This is a genomic window from Paenibacillus sp. JDR-2 (assembly GCF_000023585.1).
GTDB lineage: Bacteria > Bacillota > Bacilli > Paenibacillales > Paenibacillaceae > Pristimantibacillus.
Genome location: NC_012914.1, coordinates 6,074,691 through 6,092,536 on the forward strand (window position 1 = coordinate 6,074,691; position 17,846 = coordinate 6,092,536).

A 17,846-nucleotide genomic window follows, 5' to 3' on the forward strand; every position below is an offset into this window, starting at 1 on the left:
TTCCTAAGAAACTTTTTTGCATAATAAGAAAATTATAGCGTTTGTTATCTCATCCAGTCAATCGTACTAGAATTATTACGTGCCCCATTTCTAGATTACCACAACAGTGCATCCAGTGAATAAGCTCCCGCTCCGGTCAGCGCAACGCCGATAGCTACAGCCACGAGTACCAGCGGATATTCATACCCGTTGGCTGTTGACCACAAGCCGTTAGGCAGATGCACTTTAACTATAGCGCCTGCCATGGTGACTAGAATCATCACTCCTGCTGCTACCGTGAACAGTCCCGTGGTGAACAATGCACCGCCCAGCAATTCCAATATTCCTGCAAAGACCGCCATAACAACGCCAGGACGAATGCCAACCGATTCCATCCAGCCTCCTGTCCCTTTTGGACCATATCCCCCGAACAGGCCAAACAGTTTCTGTGCTCCATGACCAACAAACAACAATCCCACCACTACCCGAATAATAAGAAGTCCCATATCCATCATATTCATTCATCTCCCAAATTTTTATGATAATGATTATAAAGCTGATAAGCGAATCTGCCCTGTAGTATTAATAAGTGAGTCCGTCTAGCGCTCATCCCTTAGCAAAATCGCTTTGTCTGCTGCCAGCTTCTTCGGAGTTACGTCATACCCATTGTCATCGACTACCGAGACACCTAATAGCATATCGTGAACTTGACCCCGAATCTGCTGCAGATACTCCGTACGAAGCTCCGCCTGTTCTTTTTTCTCCTGCTCGGTAAGTCCCCCAGCATGTTGTTTTCTGCTCAATTCGTTAATACGTCCCAGAATAGCAATCATAATCTGCACCTCATTTTCAAAATTAATCATATTTATCTTTAATTAAACTATCTTAAATTAAAGATATGTGGTATAAAAAATTCCCTCTCCATTACAAGATGATCACTTCCCATTGTACTCCGCTTGTTACTCTCGATTCGATTTGCTATTGTATAACCGCCTTCTTATCTTTAAGTTAAATATCTTGAATTAAAGATAACTTAAATTCATAATTCTGTCAACAGGTAAAATAAAATTTCACTAGCAGTTGTCTTCTACTGGTTAGTGACTAAAAAAAGCCTTTACTGACGAACTATTATATAAAGCCAGAATGTTAAAAGCATCTTATTAATCTATCCCGTTGTTAGGAGGGAAAAATCTTTGACTATCCAACTCGCTGAACGTATGAATCACTCAGCTCAAAATAAACCTAATATCATTTCTATTATGGCCGAAATGATCGCAACTATGGAGAATGACGCTAAGCTCAAAAAAGAAATTCTTTTTACAGTTGATGAAATCAGTATGGAGATTTCCAGAAAAGATAAACTCTGTTATGACGTAGTGAATGCTACACGTCATAACGGTGACTATTACAAAGCCAGGATGGTATGGAAACAGTTTAGAAACGAAGTAGAGCATGCCCTTGGAGAGTTGTACAAGCGGATTCAACGCACAAGATACCCTGACGAGTGGAGTGAAACCTATGAGCTTCTAAAGCGTCGGGCAGCTTTACATGACGATGAGGTGGAAAGATTAGAGCGACAGCTGATTCTTTGATCGGCTGCCGCTGTGTTATTGAGCTATAGTCTCCTGTTAGAGCCTCGCAAACGTGATGTAATCGACTTGGACAGGCTCTGCGGATTCCATCCGAAGTGCCCGGTTGATCTGTCCCCGGTGATATTGCCCGTGTAAGAGGACCTGCAATACGATGTCACGGACGGAAGTTCGGAACGGAACTCCGCTCTGGTTCGCATAGTCGATCATCTCGTCCAGCTCGGATTCCTCAAGCCCTTCGATATAGACGCGATATTGCTCGGCGTTTTCTTCGAACATCGTCCGGATCGCCGTCAGGTCTTCCGCATCCTCCCATAACGAATATTGCGCGCTGCCCTTGCCCTGCAATCGGGACAGCCAGACTTGTTCCGCCACCGCGACGTGCCTAACCAGCTTCAGAAGGTCCTTATTCTTCGTCTGACTCTCCTCGAGCGCGTCCAAGATTCGTCCGTCCGCCCAGTACAGGTGGTCCATCAAACGCTTGATCGTCTTCATTTCGATTTCCCCCTCTTCATCTCATCGATTATCTAAATCTCCTATTATCCGTTTTTCGAATCCTGTTTAAAGTTAGGCTTCTCCTGTTTACCTTCTAATAAGAGGAGTGAGCGCAATGAAACGAGATTCAAGGATTGTTCCGTTTTTCAAAAATTTGTACAGCCGTTTTCGTGATGATGATGTTCCTGCTCTAGGGGCGCAGCTTACGTACTATTTTATTTTATCATTTTTTCCGTTTCTTATTTTCGTGGTGAGCTTGATGAGTTTCGTCCAGCTGTCCGGAGACAGCGTCGTGGCTGAGCTTATTCGTCTGCTGCCGGAGCAAACGGGTGAAGCGATTCAAAGTATTCTGCAGGATGTAATGAATAACAGCAGGGTTACGCTGCTATCGATTGGTATGATCGCTACGCTCTGGTCAGCGTCCAATGGTGTTAATGCGATCATTAAGGGGGTTAATAAAGCCTATGACGTCGAAGAAAACCGCCCGTTCTGGAAGGTGAGAGCCATCTCGCTTGCGGCAACGCTTGTGTTAGCCCTAGCCATTTTGTTAGCGATTGTTTTGCTTATTTTCGGAGAGGTGATTGGTGAATTTCTATTTGATTGGTTCGATTCTCCGGTAAGCTTCGAACTCATCTGGGGCATATTGAAATACGTCTTTCCCATTTCGTTCATGCTTGTTGTGTTCTCGCTGCTCTACTGGATTGTACCCAACCACAAAATTCGTTTCAAAACAGTCTTTCCGGGGGCTCTGTTTGCGACCTTTGGCTGGATTGCATCCTCGTTGCTGTTCCAATTCTATATTAACAACTTTGGCAACTATTCCAAAACGTACGGAAGCATAGGCGGCATTATCATCCTGCTGATCTGGTTGTACATCAGCTCCAATATTATCATTCTGGGCGGAGAGGTGAATGCTACGCTTGCAGGCGGGCAAGCGAAGTCTTCTGTCGATAATGCGCTGCCGAACGGCATCGACAAGAAAAAGCCACGCTCGATTAAGCTGTAGTCATTATTGCATATCCTTATACCTTACAACGGTCCCCGTAATAAAGTCATATAAAGTTTGATTGTTTTTGCTCCATAATGGACTTATCAAGTAGATGAGTACCAGACCATAGACTGTTCCCAATAAAGAATAAAAGAATGAATCGGAGTACTTGGAAGGAATGGCCATGTGCCAGACGGTGAAATGAGCAAGCTCCCAAGGGACGAATTTCAGGGCGGAACGAAAGAGCGAGGAACCGAGTCCGATTGATTGGCCGTTAATACCAGTCACCACGATCCCCATTTTTCGTTTTCCCCATGTCGCATGCGATTTGGAACCCTCACATATGGAAAAATAAAGATATACAGGCAAGGTAATGAATAGAAACCCAGTGAACTCCGCCAATATTGGATTTGTCGTAAATAGCGGAATCATTAAAGGGCGTATAAGAAAAGATAGGCCGATCAGCAAGGTAATGTAGCCCGCGATGATAACGTAATCCCACAAAAATGCGATTATGCGGGTGCCTAAAGATACGTTTTTTACATCTCCATGTTTATTCACGACTCTACCCCTCTTTGACCAAATCGGGAACATAACACTATCTTATTATTCTAGAACTTCTTCAATGACCCTGCCCGTTAACGTAATCAAAAGGCAGCCGTTCATCTTCGGCTGCCTCTGCTTTATCGAACTATCGTCTATGGTTCTCCTTGCAGTCTGCAACGGCAAGTATTTCTCTCTATTGGGATAGAGGGGCGTTGGATTGAAGTTGTTCCAGAAGCTTTCGAGTATCGATGTCCGGTTCCGGATAAGAAAGATCCAGCTTCTCCAAGGAACTTAAAATAATCCGGAGCACCAAGTAGTCGCGGAACCATCGTTCATTGGCCGGGACAATATGCCACGGAGCGTGATTGGTTGCCGTATGCCGGAAGGCATCTTCGTATGCGTCAATATATGAATCCCAATAATGCCGCTCGCTCAGATCGCTTGCATCGAATTTCCATAGCTTCTCCGGATTGCTCAGCCTTTCGCGGATTTTCTCGAGCTGAAATTCAGGCGAAATATGCAAGAAAATTTTGATCAGCAACACGCCATTGTTCGTTAGAAGCTTCTCGAAATGCCGTATATGCTTCATCCGCGTTGCTGCTTCTTCGTCCTGTATCAAGCCGTGTACCCGGGTAATGAGCACATCCTCATAATAAGAACGGTTAAATGCGGTAATATAACCTTTGGCAGGGACAACCTTATGCGTTCTCCATAAGAAGTCATGAGCAGACTCTTCAAGAGTCGGCTTCTTAAAACTCTCCGCTCGAAAACCCTGAGGATTCAGGTTGGACAGTACTTTCTTGATAACGCCGTCCTTCCCGCTGCAATCCATCCCTTGGAACAAAACGAGCACACCATTCGTCTTCGAGGCAAACAACTTGTCCTGCAGATTGCGAAGCTTCCGTTCCATTTGTTCAAACTCATCTTGAATGTCTTCTTTACTTACAAAGCCGCCCGTATCGTTCGGATCGAAGCGGCTCAGACCACGTTTGTCTGCTTTAGTCAGCCGATAGTTTTTCAACATGAGAAACACCTCCTCAGACGCTTCTTTCATTATTGACAAATATTCGAGATGATAGCATCAAAACCCTTCCATTCGACAAATCTTCCGCATAACCAAGACTCGGTCTCGTCATACCAAACTTGAAGGGATTAGGGATAATCGGCGTCATCACTCCGGGTAGGAGACGCAAGAAAAGCGACCCGTTACGGTCGCTTTCTCTTCATTACAGCCCCATTACAGCCCCAAAGCATTGCCCTTCTCAAGCCTTAATATATGCTTCTCGCCATCGTCGGCTAATGTCCTGAACTGGTTGATGGTGTCCCTCATTTTAGGAAGTGCTTGCTGTTTATACGAGCTGATCGAATCAAACGCGGACAGGACGTCCGCAAACGCTTGTTTCAAGGTATCGACCGAGACCGTGGCTTCTATAGCTTGCTGTTGGATGGCGACTCCTTGGTCCTTAAGCATCCGGGACGTGCCGGCGATCAGGTTCGTGGTGGTCTGATTCAAAAGCTCGATTTTCTTGAGAACGATACCTTGATTATACAAGGCGCTCGCCACCGTAACGGCTATTTTCAAGGCAGAGATCGTGACGGTCTTCGCTCGGTCCACGCCGCGAATGAGCTCTTTATTATTGCGGATGACGACCTCGTATGCCAAGATCCCCTGCTGATTGACGACCAGCATTTGCTGCAAATCCATGACGCGCTGGCGCATCGGGAACAAGATTTCCTCGGTTATGAACCGAATTCTCTCGGGGTCCTCGCCGCGGCTTTTGGCCGCATCAATCTGGGCTTCGATGGATTCGTCCATGAGCATCCCGAGCTGAATTTCCTTCTTGAGCGTTTTGGTCAGCTTTCGGATTTCATGCTGTTCGAGCTCCAGCGTCGTATTGTCGTTTCTAAGCACGGCACCGCCTTTATCCAGCGACACCACAATATCGGCAATCACATCATCGGCCTTCTCGAACTTGAGGAAATACGCCCGCAGCGGATTGAATAGTTTGCCGAGAAATCCTTTCTTGGCAAAATCGATCATGCTCGGATCCAGATCCTTCAGCTGCGTGTGCAATTCGGCCAGTCCCTTCGCAACCGGGCCGCCCTCTTCGCCCGATTTCGCAAGATTGCCGACCGATACCTGCAGCAGGGTATTTTTGTCGGAAGAGCGTTTCATGGTATTCAGACCGTAGGCGTCAATAGATTGAAGAATCTCTTTACGCTGTTCCAGAGACTCGACATCCAATGCCATAATCATCTCGACGTTCGAATCAGCTTCTTGTTTCAGCTTTGCCTCTTCCTCCGGTAACGGCTGTATTGTTGGCTCGATTTCAGCCTTCAGCTCCTCTGGATTAGATACGTTCATCGAAAATGCCATTGAAATTCCTCCTCGAATTGGTTACATTTGCACATTGAATAGATTGCCGATCTTGTACACGACATCGTCCGTATCCGCGTTAATGCTAGCCGCTTCGTTGATGCTGGAGATATTCTGCAGCGCTTGAATATTAGCGTTGTAGCCAATCGTGTAGATCGGAATCTTATACGTCTCGATTAATCCCTTGATGTCCTGCAGCGTATAGCCCTGGTTCGTCTCGCCGTCGCTTAGGACGAAGATGACAGGCTTGGTATTCGGGTCAGTGGCCAATTGATCTTCGAGCAGCTTCAGCGCAACAACAATCCCGTCGAAGGTGGCCGTCCCGCCGCCGGACTGCAGACTATTCACCGCTCCGACGAACAAGGACTGCTGATTCGTATCGTACTTCGCGATCGGCAGCTTGATGGTAACGCCGTCCGAATACGAGACGAGGCCGATGCTGTTGTCTCTGCCTAAGTATTTCTGCCCTTTCAAGAGCGACTCTTTCAAACGATTGAGCGGCTCGCCGTCCATGCTGCCGGACACGTCGGTGACGAAAACCGCCGTGATCGGCTTATTGCCATTCTTCTTCTCTTTCCATACCTTCTGCGCGGATGTAAGCAGGTCGCCATCGACAGGGGCAAGCTCCGACTTGTAGGTTTCAAGACCATTAAATCCTTTTTCCTGCGCGGTCTTCATGTACTTGTCTTGCGTAACGAACTCGGCAAATTTCTTAAGAATATCCAGCTTCTCCTGCGGCAGATCGCCTAATGCGTAGAGCGGGCTATCGTGTCTGAATCCAAACGGCGTAAATACGTACCCGCTCTTCAGGTCCGTGGCGTTAACGTAGGTCTGGTATTCAAGGACGAATCCGTCCAGCGCGCCGGACTTGGCCGCATCACGCATCTGAATGGTCGTGGAGGCGATAAACGGTACGTTGGACTGGAACTTTTCGAACTCTTGAACCGCTTTATCGCTTAGCAGATCGGTACTATCGAAGGTATGAAGTGCCGTTACTAGAAAATTCAAGCCCGTGGAGCTCGCGAAGGGATCGGTATACCCCATGGAGAGCTCGTTATTGGCGATGGCTTCCGTGACGGATTGGATATTGACGGAGCCGTACTTATCGATCATGGCGTCGTACTTCGCTTTGGCGATGACGATTCCGGGAACATTGCCGACTAAACGTTTGGTCACGAGCTGCGTCTTAACCCCGCTTGCCTGAACCATTTCGCCCCATAATTCATTCGAAGGGGTGAACGCATCGGGGACGTATTTGCCGGATTTGATATAGTCCGTGGCCGTGCCCGAGGCGATATTGCGAATCTTGACCGATACGGGCTTTCCATTGACCGTTATATTCGCCTTGTTAAACTCCGTCGCCACGTCCGTAAGCCATCCGTCGACGCCCGTTCCCGACTTTTCCGTGGACGAGAAAATCTCGACGAAATTGTCATTCGTATTGTTTACCGTGATGGGAAACTTGTTGATGTCGGGCAAGGACGCGGCAACATCGACGGGGTCCAGGTCGATTTGGCCTTTTACGGGCGTTTCGGTAGTCGGGGAAATTTTTTTGAACAGCTTGCTCAAACGATCCCCGGCATTCTCGGCCGTAACCTCCGCTTTCGATTTGCCCAGATTGGAGGTCAAGGTTACCCCGGCATAAACAAGCCCGAAGACGACCGCCAGAAGAACAACGGAGATCAATAAAAACTTACTCTTTCTTTGCATCCAGACCACCTCTAATTCTTGTAGTATTGGGTTTGCTTGATCAACGTGTCGATTTCCTGCATGCAAGGCATGCTGTCAATATCGCCTGGCTCCAAGCTATCCAAGCGGGAGATCTCCAGCATGAGCTGATCCAGCTTCAACAAGATTTCCTCGTTTGTACCTAGCGATTGCTTGGTGAAGGAAAGGTATTCACCGTACACGTTTTTTCTGGCTTGCAATAACTCCGGCGGTAAAGGCGACGGCTTCCGGCCCGAAACGCTTTCGAATTCCGACGCGTCGAACGTATTCAGCCGATTGAGGATGCTCCTGACGTTCAGGTAGAAGAGCTTCTCCACCTCGTAAATGACGGAAGAAAACTTCTTATAGCTCAATTCCGCGGGATCGAATCGCTGTTTCAAGACCTCGAGCAGCATGTTCTTTTTCTTCCGCATTCGTTCCAGCTGACGCAAAGCCAATCCGATATCCTCTTCTAAAACCTTAATCCGCCTGAAGCGAGATAATGCCTCAACATAATCGTCATGCGTCTTGATGTCCTTCACCGGCAGAGCTGCCGGGGCTTTAAAAAGGAAGAAGTAACACCCATAGGTCAGCGTAATGGCGCTGGCGACGAGAAAAGTCACGCCGATTGCCGAAGAAAGCGCATTGTCGCCAATCCCGATCCCGATAAATCCGCGGGAGAACACGACAATATTCAACGCTACGACACCAAGTGTCAAACCAAGCAGCTTTATGTATCTGGTCACGCCCAATCGAACACCCCTCTGCCAAAAAAAGTTTCTCGTCTCAATATCATTGTACAACAATGTTAAATCCTGGAGGTATAAAATTATGGATATGAGAGTATTTCCTAGAAAACTCGTCTTACCTTTTAAAAACATGTATTAATAGCCATTATTGGGCATATACGCATCTGCAGCGGCTGACGTTTCCGTTTTCAGGAAAATTGGTGAATATGCGTTGGAGTATGGATGCATCTATGAAAAAAAAAAAAAAAACCACCTCAGTGGGTGGTTTCGGGGTCCTCAATACGACAATGATTTAATAAGTAGTGACATAGCTAGTACTATTAGGACAATTCCTCCTATTTTTGACGAAAAGTAATAAAAATCGCTGGGCTCTTGACTGTTCGTCCATATCCACTTAAGGGAAATCAAGAACAAGAAGTTCTGAAACCACTCATACTTAAAGATGCACCAGCCATATACCATCAATAAGAGCGCTCCAATAAAAGCAAAGAGATTTCCCCGTTTTGGCTGATAATCCGGATAGGCGGCCAATAAAATCCATGAGGGCAAATAACGTTCATCATTCTCCCCTAAAATCCTTTTATTACCTTCATAGGCGGTTATCATTATTGCAGGTTCTCCGCGTTCATCATAAGTCATTAGAGAACCATTTTGGTCTACGATTGTATAATAGTGTCCATCCGCATATTCCACCTTATATTCGGTGGATGCAGGTCCTTCCGATCTAATCACTCTATATAATTCCTCTTCGATATATACCTCCCGAACAGGGTCTTTAATGACGACTTTAATGCCTGGACCATAGGAGGAATGATATTTAATGATATTTGCTTCAACGCTGGTTTTTTTATATGCGATATTATCCACTCTTAGGGCATTCTCGAAAAAGTACCATCTGGCGAACAAGGTGATAATCACGCTTGCGGCGATAATGCCAGCGATTATAAAGTAAGTTTTTAAGCGAAACCTTTTGGGTTGCATCATTAGGTTAGAATTAATTCACCCTTTCCTTGGAGATGCTTCATTCTACTATCGTCTCTAATTAGTTGATTTTTATTGCTCTATTGCTCGTTCAAGCATCGGTAAAGTTACGGAATCAAATTTCTCAAGTTCAATTAACGGAATCCATGCAACCTCTATTATATCTAGGTTATCTTGGTTGTCATTATCTAGAAACAGCTCTCCCCCAGCTACTTCGCCAATGAAACTAAACTTCTCGTTTCTCTCATATAATAATCCCTTCAATCGAATTTCGAATCCCGTCTCTTCCTTAACTTCCCGTATGCATGCTTGTTCAGGACTCTCCCCTTCTTCAATGCCGCCTCCAGGAAAATTCCAGACAATATCTCCCCGTTCAACGTATTGTTTAACCATTAGCACAGAGTCATTTTGTATAATTATTGCTTCGGCAATCAATAAAATATCCACCTTCCACATTCATTTAGTTAATTACGAGGCTTCAAGTCCAGTATTCCAAAATAAGGGGATTCGCTATAGCCACTCCATTATCCTGCCCGTAAGATGAACGAAGGCAGCTGATCCTTACCGATCAGCTGCCTTCGTTCATGCATTAATCTTATGTTCTCCTTAAGCGTAAAGCCCCTTATAAAAACAGCTTAGCTACCGCTTTTTGGTTATATACGCTCAGAACTGCGGCGAGGCCAGAATTCGGGGGATTCTCCTCTCGCCAAATGCTTGGCAAATATCTCTCCAATTATGAGGAGCAACATAGGGAACAACAGATACAGGTAAACGTCCCACCATCTCTGACTTATCAAGATTCCACTTTGCTTCAGGAGTACGGTTACAATGATAAGGATGGTCTCCAGACAAGCATATTTTATCCATCGGTATTTCCAAGTTATCATAAGCAGCAGGGTGGTGACGAGTACAATGGATACATAGTAAACGATGCCGAAAGCGCTTGTGTCTTGTGCCGGGTCACTAAACCATCCAGGTCGGTAAACCCTGCTGAAGAATAACATGAAGGGTAGGAATTGGATGGTTCCGGAAATAGGACCCAAGCATAAAAAAAGCAAAACTGCGCGTGAGACTCCATTTCTTGCCTTAAGCATCCACGGATAGATCTTTTTTATCAACGGGAAGTAAATCAGGAGACCCAATGAAGTATATCCGATCCGCCACCAATACAACGTATAGATATGCAGCTCGACAAACAGCCACTCGATCCCTGCTAGCAGAGCGATGAACCCAACAATCCAAAACCAGCCTAATTGAAATACCGAAAGGATCAGAGCGAGGGACGGTATCGAAATTAAGTTAGATGTTAAAGCACCTAGATGGCTGTCGTAATAACGATTGCTAAGCAGCTTCGGGTAGTACTCGTAGCTCCCGTTAAAGATATATATGACGGCTTCGACGATATATAAAAGTTCAACTCCAATAAAGAATTGCATATAGGTGTGAACTCTTCGTTTTCTATAAAACACAATGACCTGCAACACGATACAAATGAAGCTCAGTCCCAAGTACCAATAAGAATTAGGGTTCACGCCAAACACCCCTGCATTGTGGAATGGTTTCCCTTATTGTATCAATTTCTATAAGACCTATTCACAGTGGACATGAGCCCTTATCCAACAAAACAAAAAAGCCGCGATTTTTCGCGGCATTAATGAGATATTTTTAGAGGTCCTAATTTACGTATTATATATATTTTCACATTCTTTAACGGTCGGTTGATAGAAGCAGTGCTTCTTCCAGCGTCCTACAAGGGGCTGATCATACCAAGTTGGCGGACATGGTCCGGGATTTTCGAACGATCCTGGCCGGAAATACCATAGAGAAAATTCGCCTGGCCAATTCCGCTCCCCATTTACTGCCCGTTGCGCCAGACGGCGTTCCCTCTCTCTTGAACTTTGATAGTACAGACTATGCTGCAATGCTTCGAACGCATGAGGCTGCTCAATCATTTGGGGAATTGTTCGGATATTTTTAAAGTCGGAGCAATTTCCTCTTATTCGGTTAATGCCGACATTTCCAACAAGCAGCATGCCCATCTCGCCTTCGGTCTCCGCTTCAGCACGGAGCAGCCTTGCCAACATATCGATATCCTGACTCCTGGCTTTTACAACTGCCATTGACTCACCTCTTTAGATTTCTAGACTCATCATATTATAGGCAAAGCGGAAGTGTTACACGGACTAAAGAGAGCGCGATAATAAAAAAATCAGACTGCATGGATTCACAGTCCGATTTTTTTACCTATATTATAGTTGCTATACTTTATAAGCCTTCATGGCCTTTCTTAATTCTTTCCAGCTCGGACGCTTACCGTAGAGCAGAACGCCGGTACGGTAAATCTTTGCCGACAACCAGCCTGCTGCATAGATGCTTACGAGGAGGATCGCGATGGATACAATAACCTGCCAGATTGGCGGGTTGGCGAGTCCAACGCGAAGCAGCATGACGAAAGGCGAGAAGAATGGGATAAACGAAGTGACTTTTACAAGCATCGTATCCGGATTGGAAATGCTGAACGTGGTAATGTAGAAGCCTGCCAGCGACAGCATGGTAATGGGCATAACCGCTTGGCCCAGATCCTCGGTACGGCTGACGATGGAACCAACCGCTGCGAACAAAGACGCGTATAACAGAAAGCCCATCACATAGAACAGCAAGCCATATACGAGCAGAAGCGGATCCACTTTCGAAAGATCAATATTATATTGCATGAACGCCGAGTTGTTATGCGGCAGGTTGATGTTGATAATGACAACCACCAAGTAAGCTACAATTTGCGTTAGGCTTACCACAAACATTCCGAAAATTTTGCCAAACATTTGTTTTAGCGGCGATACGCTAGTGACGATGATCTCCATTACGCGCGAGCTTTTCTCCGCCGTAATTTCCGAGGCAATCATTTGGCCCGAAACCATAATACCGAAGAACAAGAGCAGCAAGAGAAGGGTTACAAAGCCCATATCCACGCCTTGCTGCGACTCGGTCTTGCCATTGCCAGCTCCGCCTGCACCGTCGCTTGCCGCGATCTGCATCGTATTAATAACAACAGGATTTAGCAGCATAGATTTTTGCTGATCCGTCAAGCCGCTGTCCTTCAGGACAATGTCGGTTTTTACAATTTGGATGCCCTGCTCCAGCGCCTGCGACGTTTTCTCGTCCATCAGCTTCTCGGATTTATAAGTTACGGTAGGCAAGCCCGTCTCGCTGACAGGACCAAATAGCAGGTAACCCTTAATTTTCTTATCCGCAACGGCGGCTTTTAACGTCTTCTCGTTCTGCTCCGTGGAGCCTGTATCCGGATACTCGATCAGCTTGATTGCCGGCTTATCTTGACCCGCGTACGTTTGGCGCAGCTGCTCCGCGATTTTGGTGCCTTCAACTGCTCGCGCATCAATGGCATAACCAATGTTAGATGCTTTATCGCTGTTTTTATCAAACAAAGAAATAATATAAGGCAGATTTGAACCGATACATAAGATGACGACAAAGATCAACGTAGTAATTAAAAAGGATTTTCCTTTAAACTTGTTCTTCATCGTAAAGCCTGCTACCGTCCAGAAACTATTCATGCAAATCACCGCCTACCGCTTTAATAAAGATTTCGTTTAATGTCGGCTCCATAATCTCGAACTTGTGAATGGTCGTCTGCTCTAGGGCATGACGCAAAATATTCGACGCCGAGCTCTCCTCCGCAATCCCAACCTCGTAGCCGTATTCATGCTTCTGCACACCGGTTACCCCGCTTAGCCCTTCAAGGCCGGTAACTTCGCCTTCCGTGCGCAGAACAACCTTCTCCCGCGGATATCGTTTCTTAATGTCTCTTAAGCTGCCTTGCAGAACAGGATTCGAACGATGAAGAATCGTAATGTTGCGGCACAGCTCCTCGACATGCTCCATCCGGTGCGTCGAGAACAGCATCGAAGTTCCGGAATCCCGCAATTCCTTCACCGTAGACTTCAACAGCTCCACGTTAACCGGGTCAAGACCGCTGAAAGCTTCGTCCAGGATAACGATACGCGGACGATGAATAACCGAAGCGATAAACTGGATTTTCTGCTGATTGCCTTTGGACAGCTCCTCGACTCTTTTGCCGTAATATTCCGGAACCTCGAACCGGTCCAGCCAACGCTTAAGGTTGGCATCCGCGTCCTTCTTGTTCATTCCGCGCAGCTGCGCCAGGTAGATCAGCTGATCGCTTACCTTAACGCGAGGATACAATCCGCGTTCTTCCGGCAAGTAACCAAGCATGCTGAGCTGCTCCTTTGTATAAGGCTGGCCGTTGTACAAAATCCTGCCATCATCCGGATAGATCAATCCCAAAACCATCCGCATCGTGGTGGTTTTTCCTGCACCGTTAGCTCCCAGCAGTCCGTAAATTTCCCCTTGTTCCACCTCAAAGCTGATTCCGTTAACCGCCGTCTTCTCCCCGTATTGCTTATGCACTCGATCTACTACTAATGGCTTCATCTTTTATTCCTCCTAAAAAGAATGATCACCCAAACTGCTAGAATTAGCAGTTCATGATGATTCTTACTTCGAAAGCATACGCTTAAAGAATGATCACCCAAACTGCTAGGTTTAGCAGTTTGTGATGATTCTTACTTCGAAAGCATACGCTTAAAGAATGATCACCCAAACTGCTAGGTTTAGCAGTTTGTGATGATTCTTACTTCGAAAGCACTCCTCAAGCTATGACCGGAGCCGTGTCCGTTCCTGCTCAACCAATATGGCCAAAATATCATCCAGCTGCAAAGCCTGCCGGTGCGTAATCGTAATATGTTCCTGCCCGCACCAGTCTTCGGCATCCGGAGCCATTCGCGTAATGACGCGGAGCATACCGCCGCCAGTGTCCTCAATCCCGCATTGTCCCGGCATCGCTTGAACCCGCTTACGGTTAACCTGCTCCCCATGCACGTAGAAGGCATGCCAGCTACCGAACAACTCATCCTTCTCGTATACGCCTAGCACGCGCCCGTGTATCATAAATACGATATAATCTGCGAGACGCTTCACTTCTTCAACAATATGGGACGCCATCAGAATCGTACGGTCACCCGGCTCCATATAACGGTGAAGGACCTCAATCATCGTCCGCCAAGCGAGCGGGTCAAGCCCTGACGAAGGCTCATCCAATAGGAGCAGCTCCGGGTGATGCGACAGGATTAACGCGAATTCGTACTTGCGCCGCATCCCCTTGGACATCTTGCCAAGCTTGATGCCGTCATCGACTTCAAATAACCGAAGCAACTCCTGGTAGCGGTTTACATCCCATTCGGGATACCACTTCTTCACAAATGCCGTCTTGGCAGAAGCCTTCAATCTATTATCATGCGGGGAAAACAACTCCGGTAAAAAACCGACTCTGCTCTTCGTCTGCCAGTCTTCATCCTCGGAAATATTTTTGCCCAGAAGCTTAATATCTCCTTTCTGGGGTTTTATCAAATCCAGAATGAGCTTGAAGGTTGAGCTTTTACCGGAGCCGTTGGGCCCTACAATTGCCGTCACACAACCCTTAGGTACTTCGAGCTGAATGGGTCCCAGTTGAAAATGCGTCCGCCGCAGCTCTACTTCCTTCAAACTTATTGCATGTTCGGTCATCTTTTACCCTCCAAACTTTCGATCTAGCACTTCCTGGAACAGCTTCGTTAGCTCTTCCCGCGTGCATTGCACAAGCTTTCCGGCTTCAACAGCCGCCTCGAGTGCTTCCGTAACCGCGTCCAAACGGTACCGGTCCATCGCATTCTGCTCAATCCGGGCTACATAGGTTCCGGTTCCTTGCTTCGTCCGGAGAAGCCCTTCATTCTCCAAATCCTGATAGACCCGGCGCACCGTAATCACACTGCATTTGAGCAGCTGCGCCAGCTCCCGGATGGAGGGCAATAAAATTCCTTCTTCCAGCTGCCCGCTTACGATTAGCGCTCTTAGCTGTACTTCAATCTGATAATAGAGCGGTTCCGCGCTTTGTTCGTTAATATGAATTGGCAGCCACACAGTCTCACCTTCTTCCAAATCAGGAGCTTACCGTAGTCTTTTTAGTATAGTGACGGTTCTTAAGCCGCTTTTTAATAATCATATAGCCTAAGTACATGGTAATCACGCACACGAGGAATGCGGCTGCGGTATACCACCATTGCCCCTTTTCCAGTCCGTCCAGAAGCCCAAGCACGATACCGGCATTGAAAAAACCAAGCACCGCGCAGATAGCCACATAGACGACAACGCTTATATAGCAGAACATCGCGTAAGCCTTTCCGGTATGCCCGATTTCAAAGTAAACGTACAAGACGGCCATCGATAAGGCGTAAAAGTACCAGAACAATGCGAACAACAGATAAGCTCCAATAGATAAATGATCATGCAGGCGGTCAACCAATATATATTGCGTCGTGAAAAATAACGTCAGTACCAAGGCCAGCACAATAACCAGCTGAACCATTCTTCCGATTACAAGATGAGACAGCGGAATGGGCAGCGTCCGCCATTCGGCCAGCTTGCCGGTGAAGGTATCCTCCCGCCAGAAGCGCATCGTTGTCTTGTTCATAACAAATGCCAAGCTTGGGAATGTAACGATAAAGATCATATCGAGCACCCACGACATGATTCTTTCCGTATCGTTATAGACCGCGATTGTTATTAAGGCCAGATACAGACTAAATAAAAAGGTAAACAGAATTCCCATCCAATCCCGCGTAAGCTCATGCTTAGCAATATGCCAGGCTCCTTGCCGTAAATTCAAAAGCCCCTCTCCTTCCGAAGCACAGTCATTATACTGTGTATATCCTTATACACAGTATATACACAGTGATGCTGCAGAGTCAACAGATTTTACCATTTTTTAAATAAAAAAGAGAGTGTGCCTCATAATCTGAGACTCACTCTCTCTTCTTAAAAAACGATTTACCAGCCAAAAATCGCATCGATAACCGGCTTGGTATGACCGCCAGGATACATCATATAGAGAAGGATATACACGGCAACGCCTGTAATCGCCGTAAAGAACCAAATAACCGAAGTCACTTTTCCCCACTTCCTGTGCTTTGCGTATTTCTCCCTGAAGCCCAGCACAAGTGTTGTTATACCAAATACGGCTGCAACCGTTGCAAGAACGATATGGAACAACAAGAAGGTTAAGTAATAAGGCTTTAAGCTATCCGGTCCCCCCCATTCCGTATTACCGACAAGTACGGTCCGGGACGAATAAATGATGAAGAAGATGAGCGCCGCAATTGCCGCGGCAATCATCACTTTCTTATGTTGATCGAGCCTCCGCTTAATAGCCAGATTCCAGCCGATCGCGACCAGAATCGCGCTTATGACGATAAAGCTCGTACTGATCGTAGGAAAAATTGTGTACTTGTCCAAAGGTATCCCACCTACAAAGAATTATCACATAAATAGACTAGGTGTAGTCTACTTATGATGATTCTTGCTACGAAAGCTTACGCTTAAAATAATAACTTAATGCTGCAGTCTGCTCTATTATACCGTGCCTTTGTTCATGTTGGGCAGTTCTATTGGCGCTTCATTTGTCGCATTTGTTACATCATCATCCTTATGCTCGCGTTTAAACCAGTGGTAGAAGATATAAGCCAGAATGACGCCGTACATGAACTCTTGCAGCAGCTTCATGACGATACCGCCAAGCTGCTGATCCTCCTCCGGACTTGCCAGTAGGTTAAAGAACTGTGGCCCGTCGAACAGCGCAAGCAGCTGCGAGGGATCACTTACGCAATAGCCCATAGCTTTTACCCAAGTATCGGGATCGCTATATACCGCATACATCGGCGTGCTCGCGAAAATAATAAAAGCACAAGCCGGCGTCAGAAGTACGCCGTTGGCAAATACATAGGCCATCTTCTTCAGATCGGTAAGGCGATTCCATTCCGGAACCGGATTCGCAATCTGTGCCCACATTAACATGGCAGCAATAAGCAAGATGACATAAACAAGCCGGTGCAGCCAAAAATGCGTCATAACATAATCGTTTAGAAGCGGTACATGATAGAGCGAGAACAACATATTAAACGTTAAAATCGCAGCAATCGGATGCGTCATAAAGCGTAACTTCTTCCAGCCTTGGGCTGCGAACATTCTCTGCCAGATGAAAGCGGGTACCGAGAGCAGCAGCATTGGAGGCACAATCAAATAAGAGACGGACATGTCTATCATGTGGAACGTAAACATCATGTGGCCCAGCAAGCTGAATGGGCCTCCCTGCACGAGGTAGAACATGACCGCTGCGCTCACAAACATGATTTTCTGCCAGACTGTTGCCTTATCCGTGTGCGGTGCATGCTTCTCCCGCCATGGTCCAATCAGATAGAAGTAGAGAATCACAAGGGCGATCATGAAGAACAGAAACCATGGGGTCCACAACTCTTCAAAGCTGAAATACTTTAAGCCAAGCATCGATGGCAGCTCCTTTCAAATAT

At 46.5% G+C, this 17,846-nt stretch carries 21 protein-coding genes; 2 read left to right on the forward strand and 19 right to left on the reverse strand.

What is annotated here, in order from left to right:
- Positions 1–95: 95 nt before the first annotated feature.
- Both PJDR2_RS26535 and PJDR2_RS26540 read right to left on the reverse strand, forming a co-directional pair.
- Positions 96–494: a DoxX family protein gene (locus tag PJDR2_RS26535; RefSeq protein ID WP_015846829.1), complete on the reverse strand. Its 399-nt coding sequence runs from the start codon at positions 492–494 to the stop codon at positions 96–98.
- 84 nt (positions 495–578) lie between these two features.
- A complete protein-coding gene (locus PJDR2_RS26540) occupies positions 579–812 on the reverse strand; it encodes a DUF896 domain-containing protein (protein ID WP_015846830.1) in 234 nt (77 codons plus the stop codon).
- 360 nt (positions 813–1,172) lie between these two features.
- Between PJDR2_RS26540 and PJDR2_RS26545 the strand changes: the two genes are divergently transcribed.
- Complete coding sequence (locus tag PJDR2_RS26545; RefSeq protein WP_015846831.1) at positions 1,173–1,571, forward strand: hypothetical protein; 399 nt, start codon at positions 1,173–1,175, stop codon at positions 1,569–1,571.
- 36 nt (positions 1,572–1,607) lie between these two features.
- Here the strand turns inward: PJDR2_RS26545 and PJDR2_RS26550 are convergent, their stop codons facing one another.
- Positions 1,608–2,063, reverse strand: coding sequence for a DinB family protein (locus PJDR2_RS26550; RefSeq protein ID WP_015846832.1), 456 nt, complete (start codon positions 2,061–2,063; stop codon positions 1,608–1,610).
- Positions 2,064–2,178: 115 nt separating this feature from the next.
- On the opposite strand from PJDR2_RS26550, the gene PJDR2_RS26555 reads away from it, so the two are divergent.
- On the forward strand, positions 2,179–3,069 hold the full coding sequence (locus PJDR2_RS26555) for a YihY/virulence factor BrkB family protein (RefSeq protein ID WP_015846833.1): 891 nt from the start codon (positions 2,179–2,181) through the stop codon (positions 3,067–3,069).
- A gap of 3 nt (positions 3,070–3,072) precedes the next feature.
- On the opposite strand, the gene PJDR2_RS26560 is transcribed toward PJDR2_RS26555, so the two are convergent.
- The 16 genes from PJDR2_RS26560 to ctaG all read right to left on the reverse strand — a co-directional run bounded on the left by PJDR2_RS26560 (position 3,073) and on the right by ctaG (position 17,823).
- Positions 3,073–3,612: an RDD family protein gene (locus PJDR2_RS26560; RefSeq protein ID WP_015846834.1), complete on the reverse strand. Its 540-nt coding sequence runs from the start codon at positions 3,610–3,612 to the stop codon at positions 3,073–3,075.
- A gap of 178 nt (positions 3,613–3,790) precedes the next feature.
- The gene (locus tag PJDR2_RS26565) at positions 3,791–4,621 is read right to left on the reverse strand and encodes a PPK2 family polyphosphate kinase (RefSeq protein WP_015846835.1); all 831 of its coding nucleotides are present in this window, start codon (positions 4,619–4,621) and stop codon (positions 3,791–3,793) included.
- Between the two features lie 213 nt (positions 4,622–4,834).
- Positions 4,835–5,974, reverse strand: coding sequence for a toxic anion resistance protein (locus tag PJDR2_RS26570; protein ID WP_015846836.1), 1,140 nt, complete (start codon positions 5,972–5,974; stop codon positions 4,835–4,837).
- Positions 5,975–5,995: 21 nt separating this feature from the next.
- The gene (locus PJDR2_RS26575; RefSeq protein WP_015846837.1) at positions 5,996–7,684 is read right to left on the reverse strand and encodes a vWA domain-containing protein; all 1,689 of its coding nucleotides are present in this window, start codon (positions 7,682–7,684) and stop codon (positions 5,996–5,998) included.
- A gap of 11 nt (positions 7,685–7,695) precedes the next feature.
- Positions 7,696–8,427: a hypothetical protein gene (locus tag PJDR2_RS26580; protein WP_322597428.1), complete on the reverse strand. Its 732-nt coding sequence runs from the start codon at positions 8,425–8,427 to the stop codon at positions 7,696–7,698.
- Positions 8,428–8,706: 279 nt separating this feature from the next.
- Complete coding sequence (locus tag PJDR2_RS26585; protein WP_190276169.1) at positions 8,707–9,297, reverse strand: DUF6199 family natural product biosynthesis protein; 591 nt, start codon at positions 9,295–9,297, stop codon at positions 8,707–8,709.
- Positions 9,298–9,483: 186 nt separating this feature from the next.
- Positions 9,484–9,846 carry an NUDIX hydrolase gene (locus PJDR2_RS26590; RefSeq protein WP_015846840.1) on the reverse strand — a complete coding sequence of 121 codons (363 nt, stop codon included), beginning with the start codon at positions 9,844–9,846 and terminating at the stop codon, positions 9,484–9,486.
- Positions 9,847–10,064: 218 nt separating this feature from the next.
- On the reverse strand, positions 10,065–10,943 hold the full coding sequence (locus PJDR2_RS26595; protein ID WP_015846841.1) for a hypothetical protein: 879 nt from the start codon (positions 10,941–10,943) through the stop codon (positions 10,065–10,067).
- A 147-nt stretch (positions 10,944–11,090) separates the two neighbouring features.
- Entirely contained in the window at positions 11,091–11,531 is a 441-nt protein-coding gene (locus tag PJDR2_RS26600; RefSeq protein ID WP_015846842.1) for a cell wall hydrolase, read from the reverse strand.
- A gap of 138 nt (positions 11,532–11,669) precedes the next feature.
- On the reverse strand, positions 11,670–12,983 hold the full coding sequence (locus tag PJDR2_RS26605) for an ABC transporter permease (RefSeq protein ID WP_015846843.1): 1,314 nt from the start codon (positions 12,981–12,983) through the stop codon (positions 11,670–11,672).
- Positions 12,976–13,881 carry an ABC transporter ATP-binding protein gene (locus PJDR2_RS26610; RefSeq protein WP_015846844.1) on the reverse strand — a complete coding sequence of 302 codons (906 nt, stop codon included), beginning with the start codon at positions 13,879–13,881 and terminating at the stop codon, positions 12,976–12,978. The genes PJDR2_RS26605 and PJDR2_RS26610 overlap by 8 nt, the downstream gene beginning before the upstream one ends.
- Positions 13,882–14,103: 222 nt before the next feature.
- On the reverse strand, positions 14,104–15,012 hold the full coding sequence (locus PJDR2_RS26615; RefSeq protein WP_015846845.1) for an ABC transporter ATP-binding protein: 909 nt from the start codon (positions 15,010–15,012) through the stop codon (positions 14,104–14,106).
- 3 nt (positions 15,013–15,015) lie between these two features.
- Positions 15,016–15,405: a GntR family transcriptional regulator gene (locus tag PJDR2_RS26620; protein ID WP_015846846.1), complete on the reverse strand. Its 390-nt coding sequence runs from the start codon at positions 15,403–15,405 to the stop codon at positions 15,016–15,018.
- A gap of 19 nt (positions 15,406–15,424) precedes the next feature.
- Positions 15,425–16,150 (reverse strand): hypothetical protein, encoded by a 726-nt coding sequence (locus PJDR2_RS26625; RefSeq protein WP_015846847.1) that lies wholly within the window; start codon positions 16,148–16,150, stop codon positions 15,425–15,427.
- Between the two features lie 161 nt (positions 16,151–16,311).
- On the reverse strand, positions 16,312–16,776 hold the full coding sequence (locus PJDR2_RS26630) for a DUF420 domain-containing protein (RefSeq protein WP_015846848.1): 465 nt from the start codon (positions 16,774–16,776) through the stop codon (positions 16,312–16,314).
- Positions 16,777–16,893: 117 nt separating this feature from the next.
- The gene (ctaG, locus tag PJDR2_RS26635) at positions 16,894–17,823 is read right to left on the reverse strand and encodes a cytochrome c oxidase assembly factor CtaG (protein WP_015846849.1); all 930 of its coding nucleotides are present in this window, start codon (positions 17,821–17,823) and stop codon (positions 16,894–16,896) included.
- Positions 17,824–17,846: the final 23 nt, after the last annotated feature.

What these genes read in the sequence shown, in the direction of transcription:
- PJDR2_RS26535 (WP_015846829.1), bottom strand. Translation starts at nt 494, where the DNA reads ATGATGGATATGGGACTTCTTATTATTCGGGTAGTGGTGGGATTGTTG.
- PJDR2_RS26540 (WP_015846830.1), bottom strand. Translation starts at nt 812, where the DNA reads ATGATTGCTATTCTGGGACGTATTAACGAATTGAGCAGAAAACAACAT.
- PJDR2_RS26550 (WP_015846832.1), bottom strand. Translation starts at nt 2,063, where the DNA reads ATGAAGACGATCAAGCGTTTGATGGACCACCTGTACTGGGCGGACGGA.
- PJDR2_RS26555 (WP_015846833.1), top strand. Translation starts at nt 2,179, where the DNA reads ATGAAACGAGATTCAAGGATTGTTCCGTTTTTCAAAAATTTGTACAGC.
- PJDR2_RS26565 (WP_015846835.1), bottom strand. Translation starts at nt 4,621, where the DNA reads ATGTTGAAAAACTATCGGCTGACTAAAGCAGACAAACGTGGTCTGAGC.
- PJDR2_RS26570 (WP_015846836.1), bottom strand. Translation starts at nt 5,974, where the DNA reads ATGGCATTTTCGATGAACGTATCTAATCCAGAGGAGCTGAAGGCTGAA.
- PJDR2_RS26575 (WP_015846837.1), bottom strand. Translation starts at nt 7,684, where the DNA reads ATGCAAAGAAAGAGTAAGTTTTTATTGATCTCCGTTGTTCTTCTGGCG.
- PJDR2_RS26600 (WP_015846842.1), bottom strand. Translation starts at nt 11,531, where the DNA reads ATGGCAGTTGTAAAAGCCAGGAGTCAGGATATCGATATGTTGGCAAGG.
- PJDR2_RS26605 (WP_015846843.1), bottom strand. Translation starts at nt 12,983, where the DNA reads ATGAATAGTTTCTGGACGGTAGCAGGCTTTACGATGAAGAACAAGTTT.
- PJDR2_RS26610 (WP_015846844.1), bottom strand. Translation starts at nt 13,881, where the DNA reads ATGAAGCCATTAGTAGTAGATCGAGTGCATAAGCAATACGGGGAGAAG.
- PJDR2_RS26615 (WP_015846845.1), bottom strand. Translation starts at nt 15,012, where the DNA reads ATGACCGAACATGCAATAAGTTTGAAGGAAGTAGAGCTGCGGCGGACG.
- ctaG (WP_015846849.1), bottom strand. Translation starts at nt 17,823, where the DNA reads ATGCTTGGCTTAAAGTATTTCAGCTTTGAAGAGTTGTGGACCCCATGG.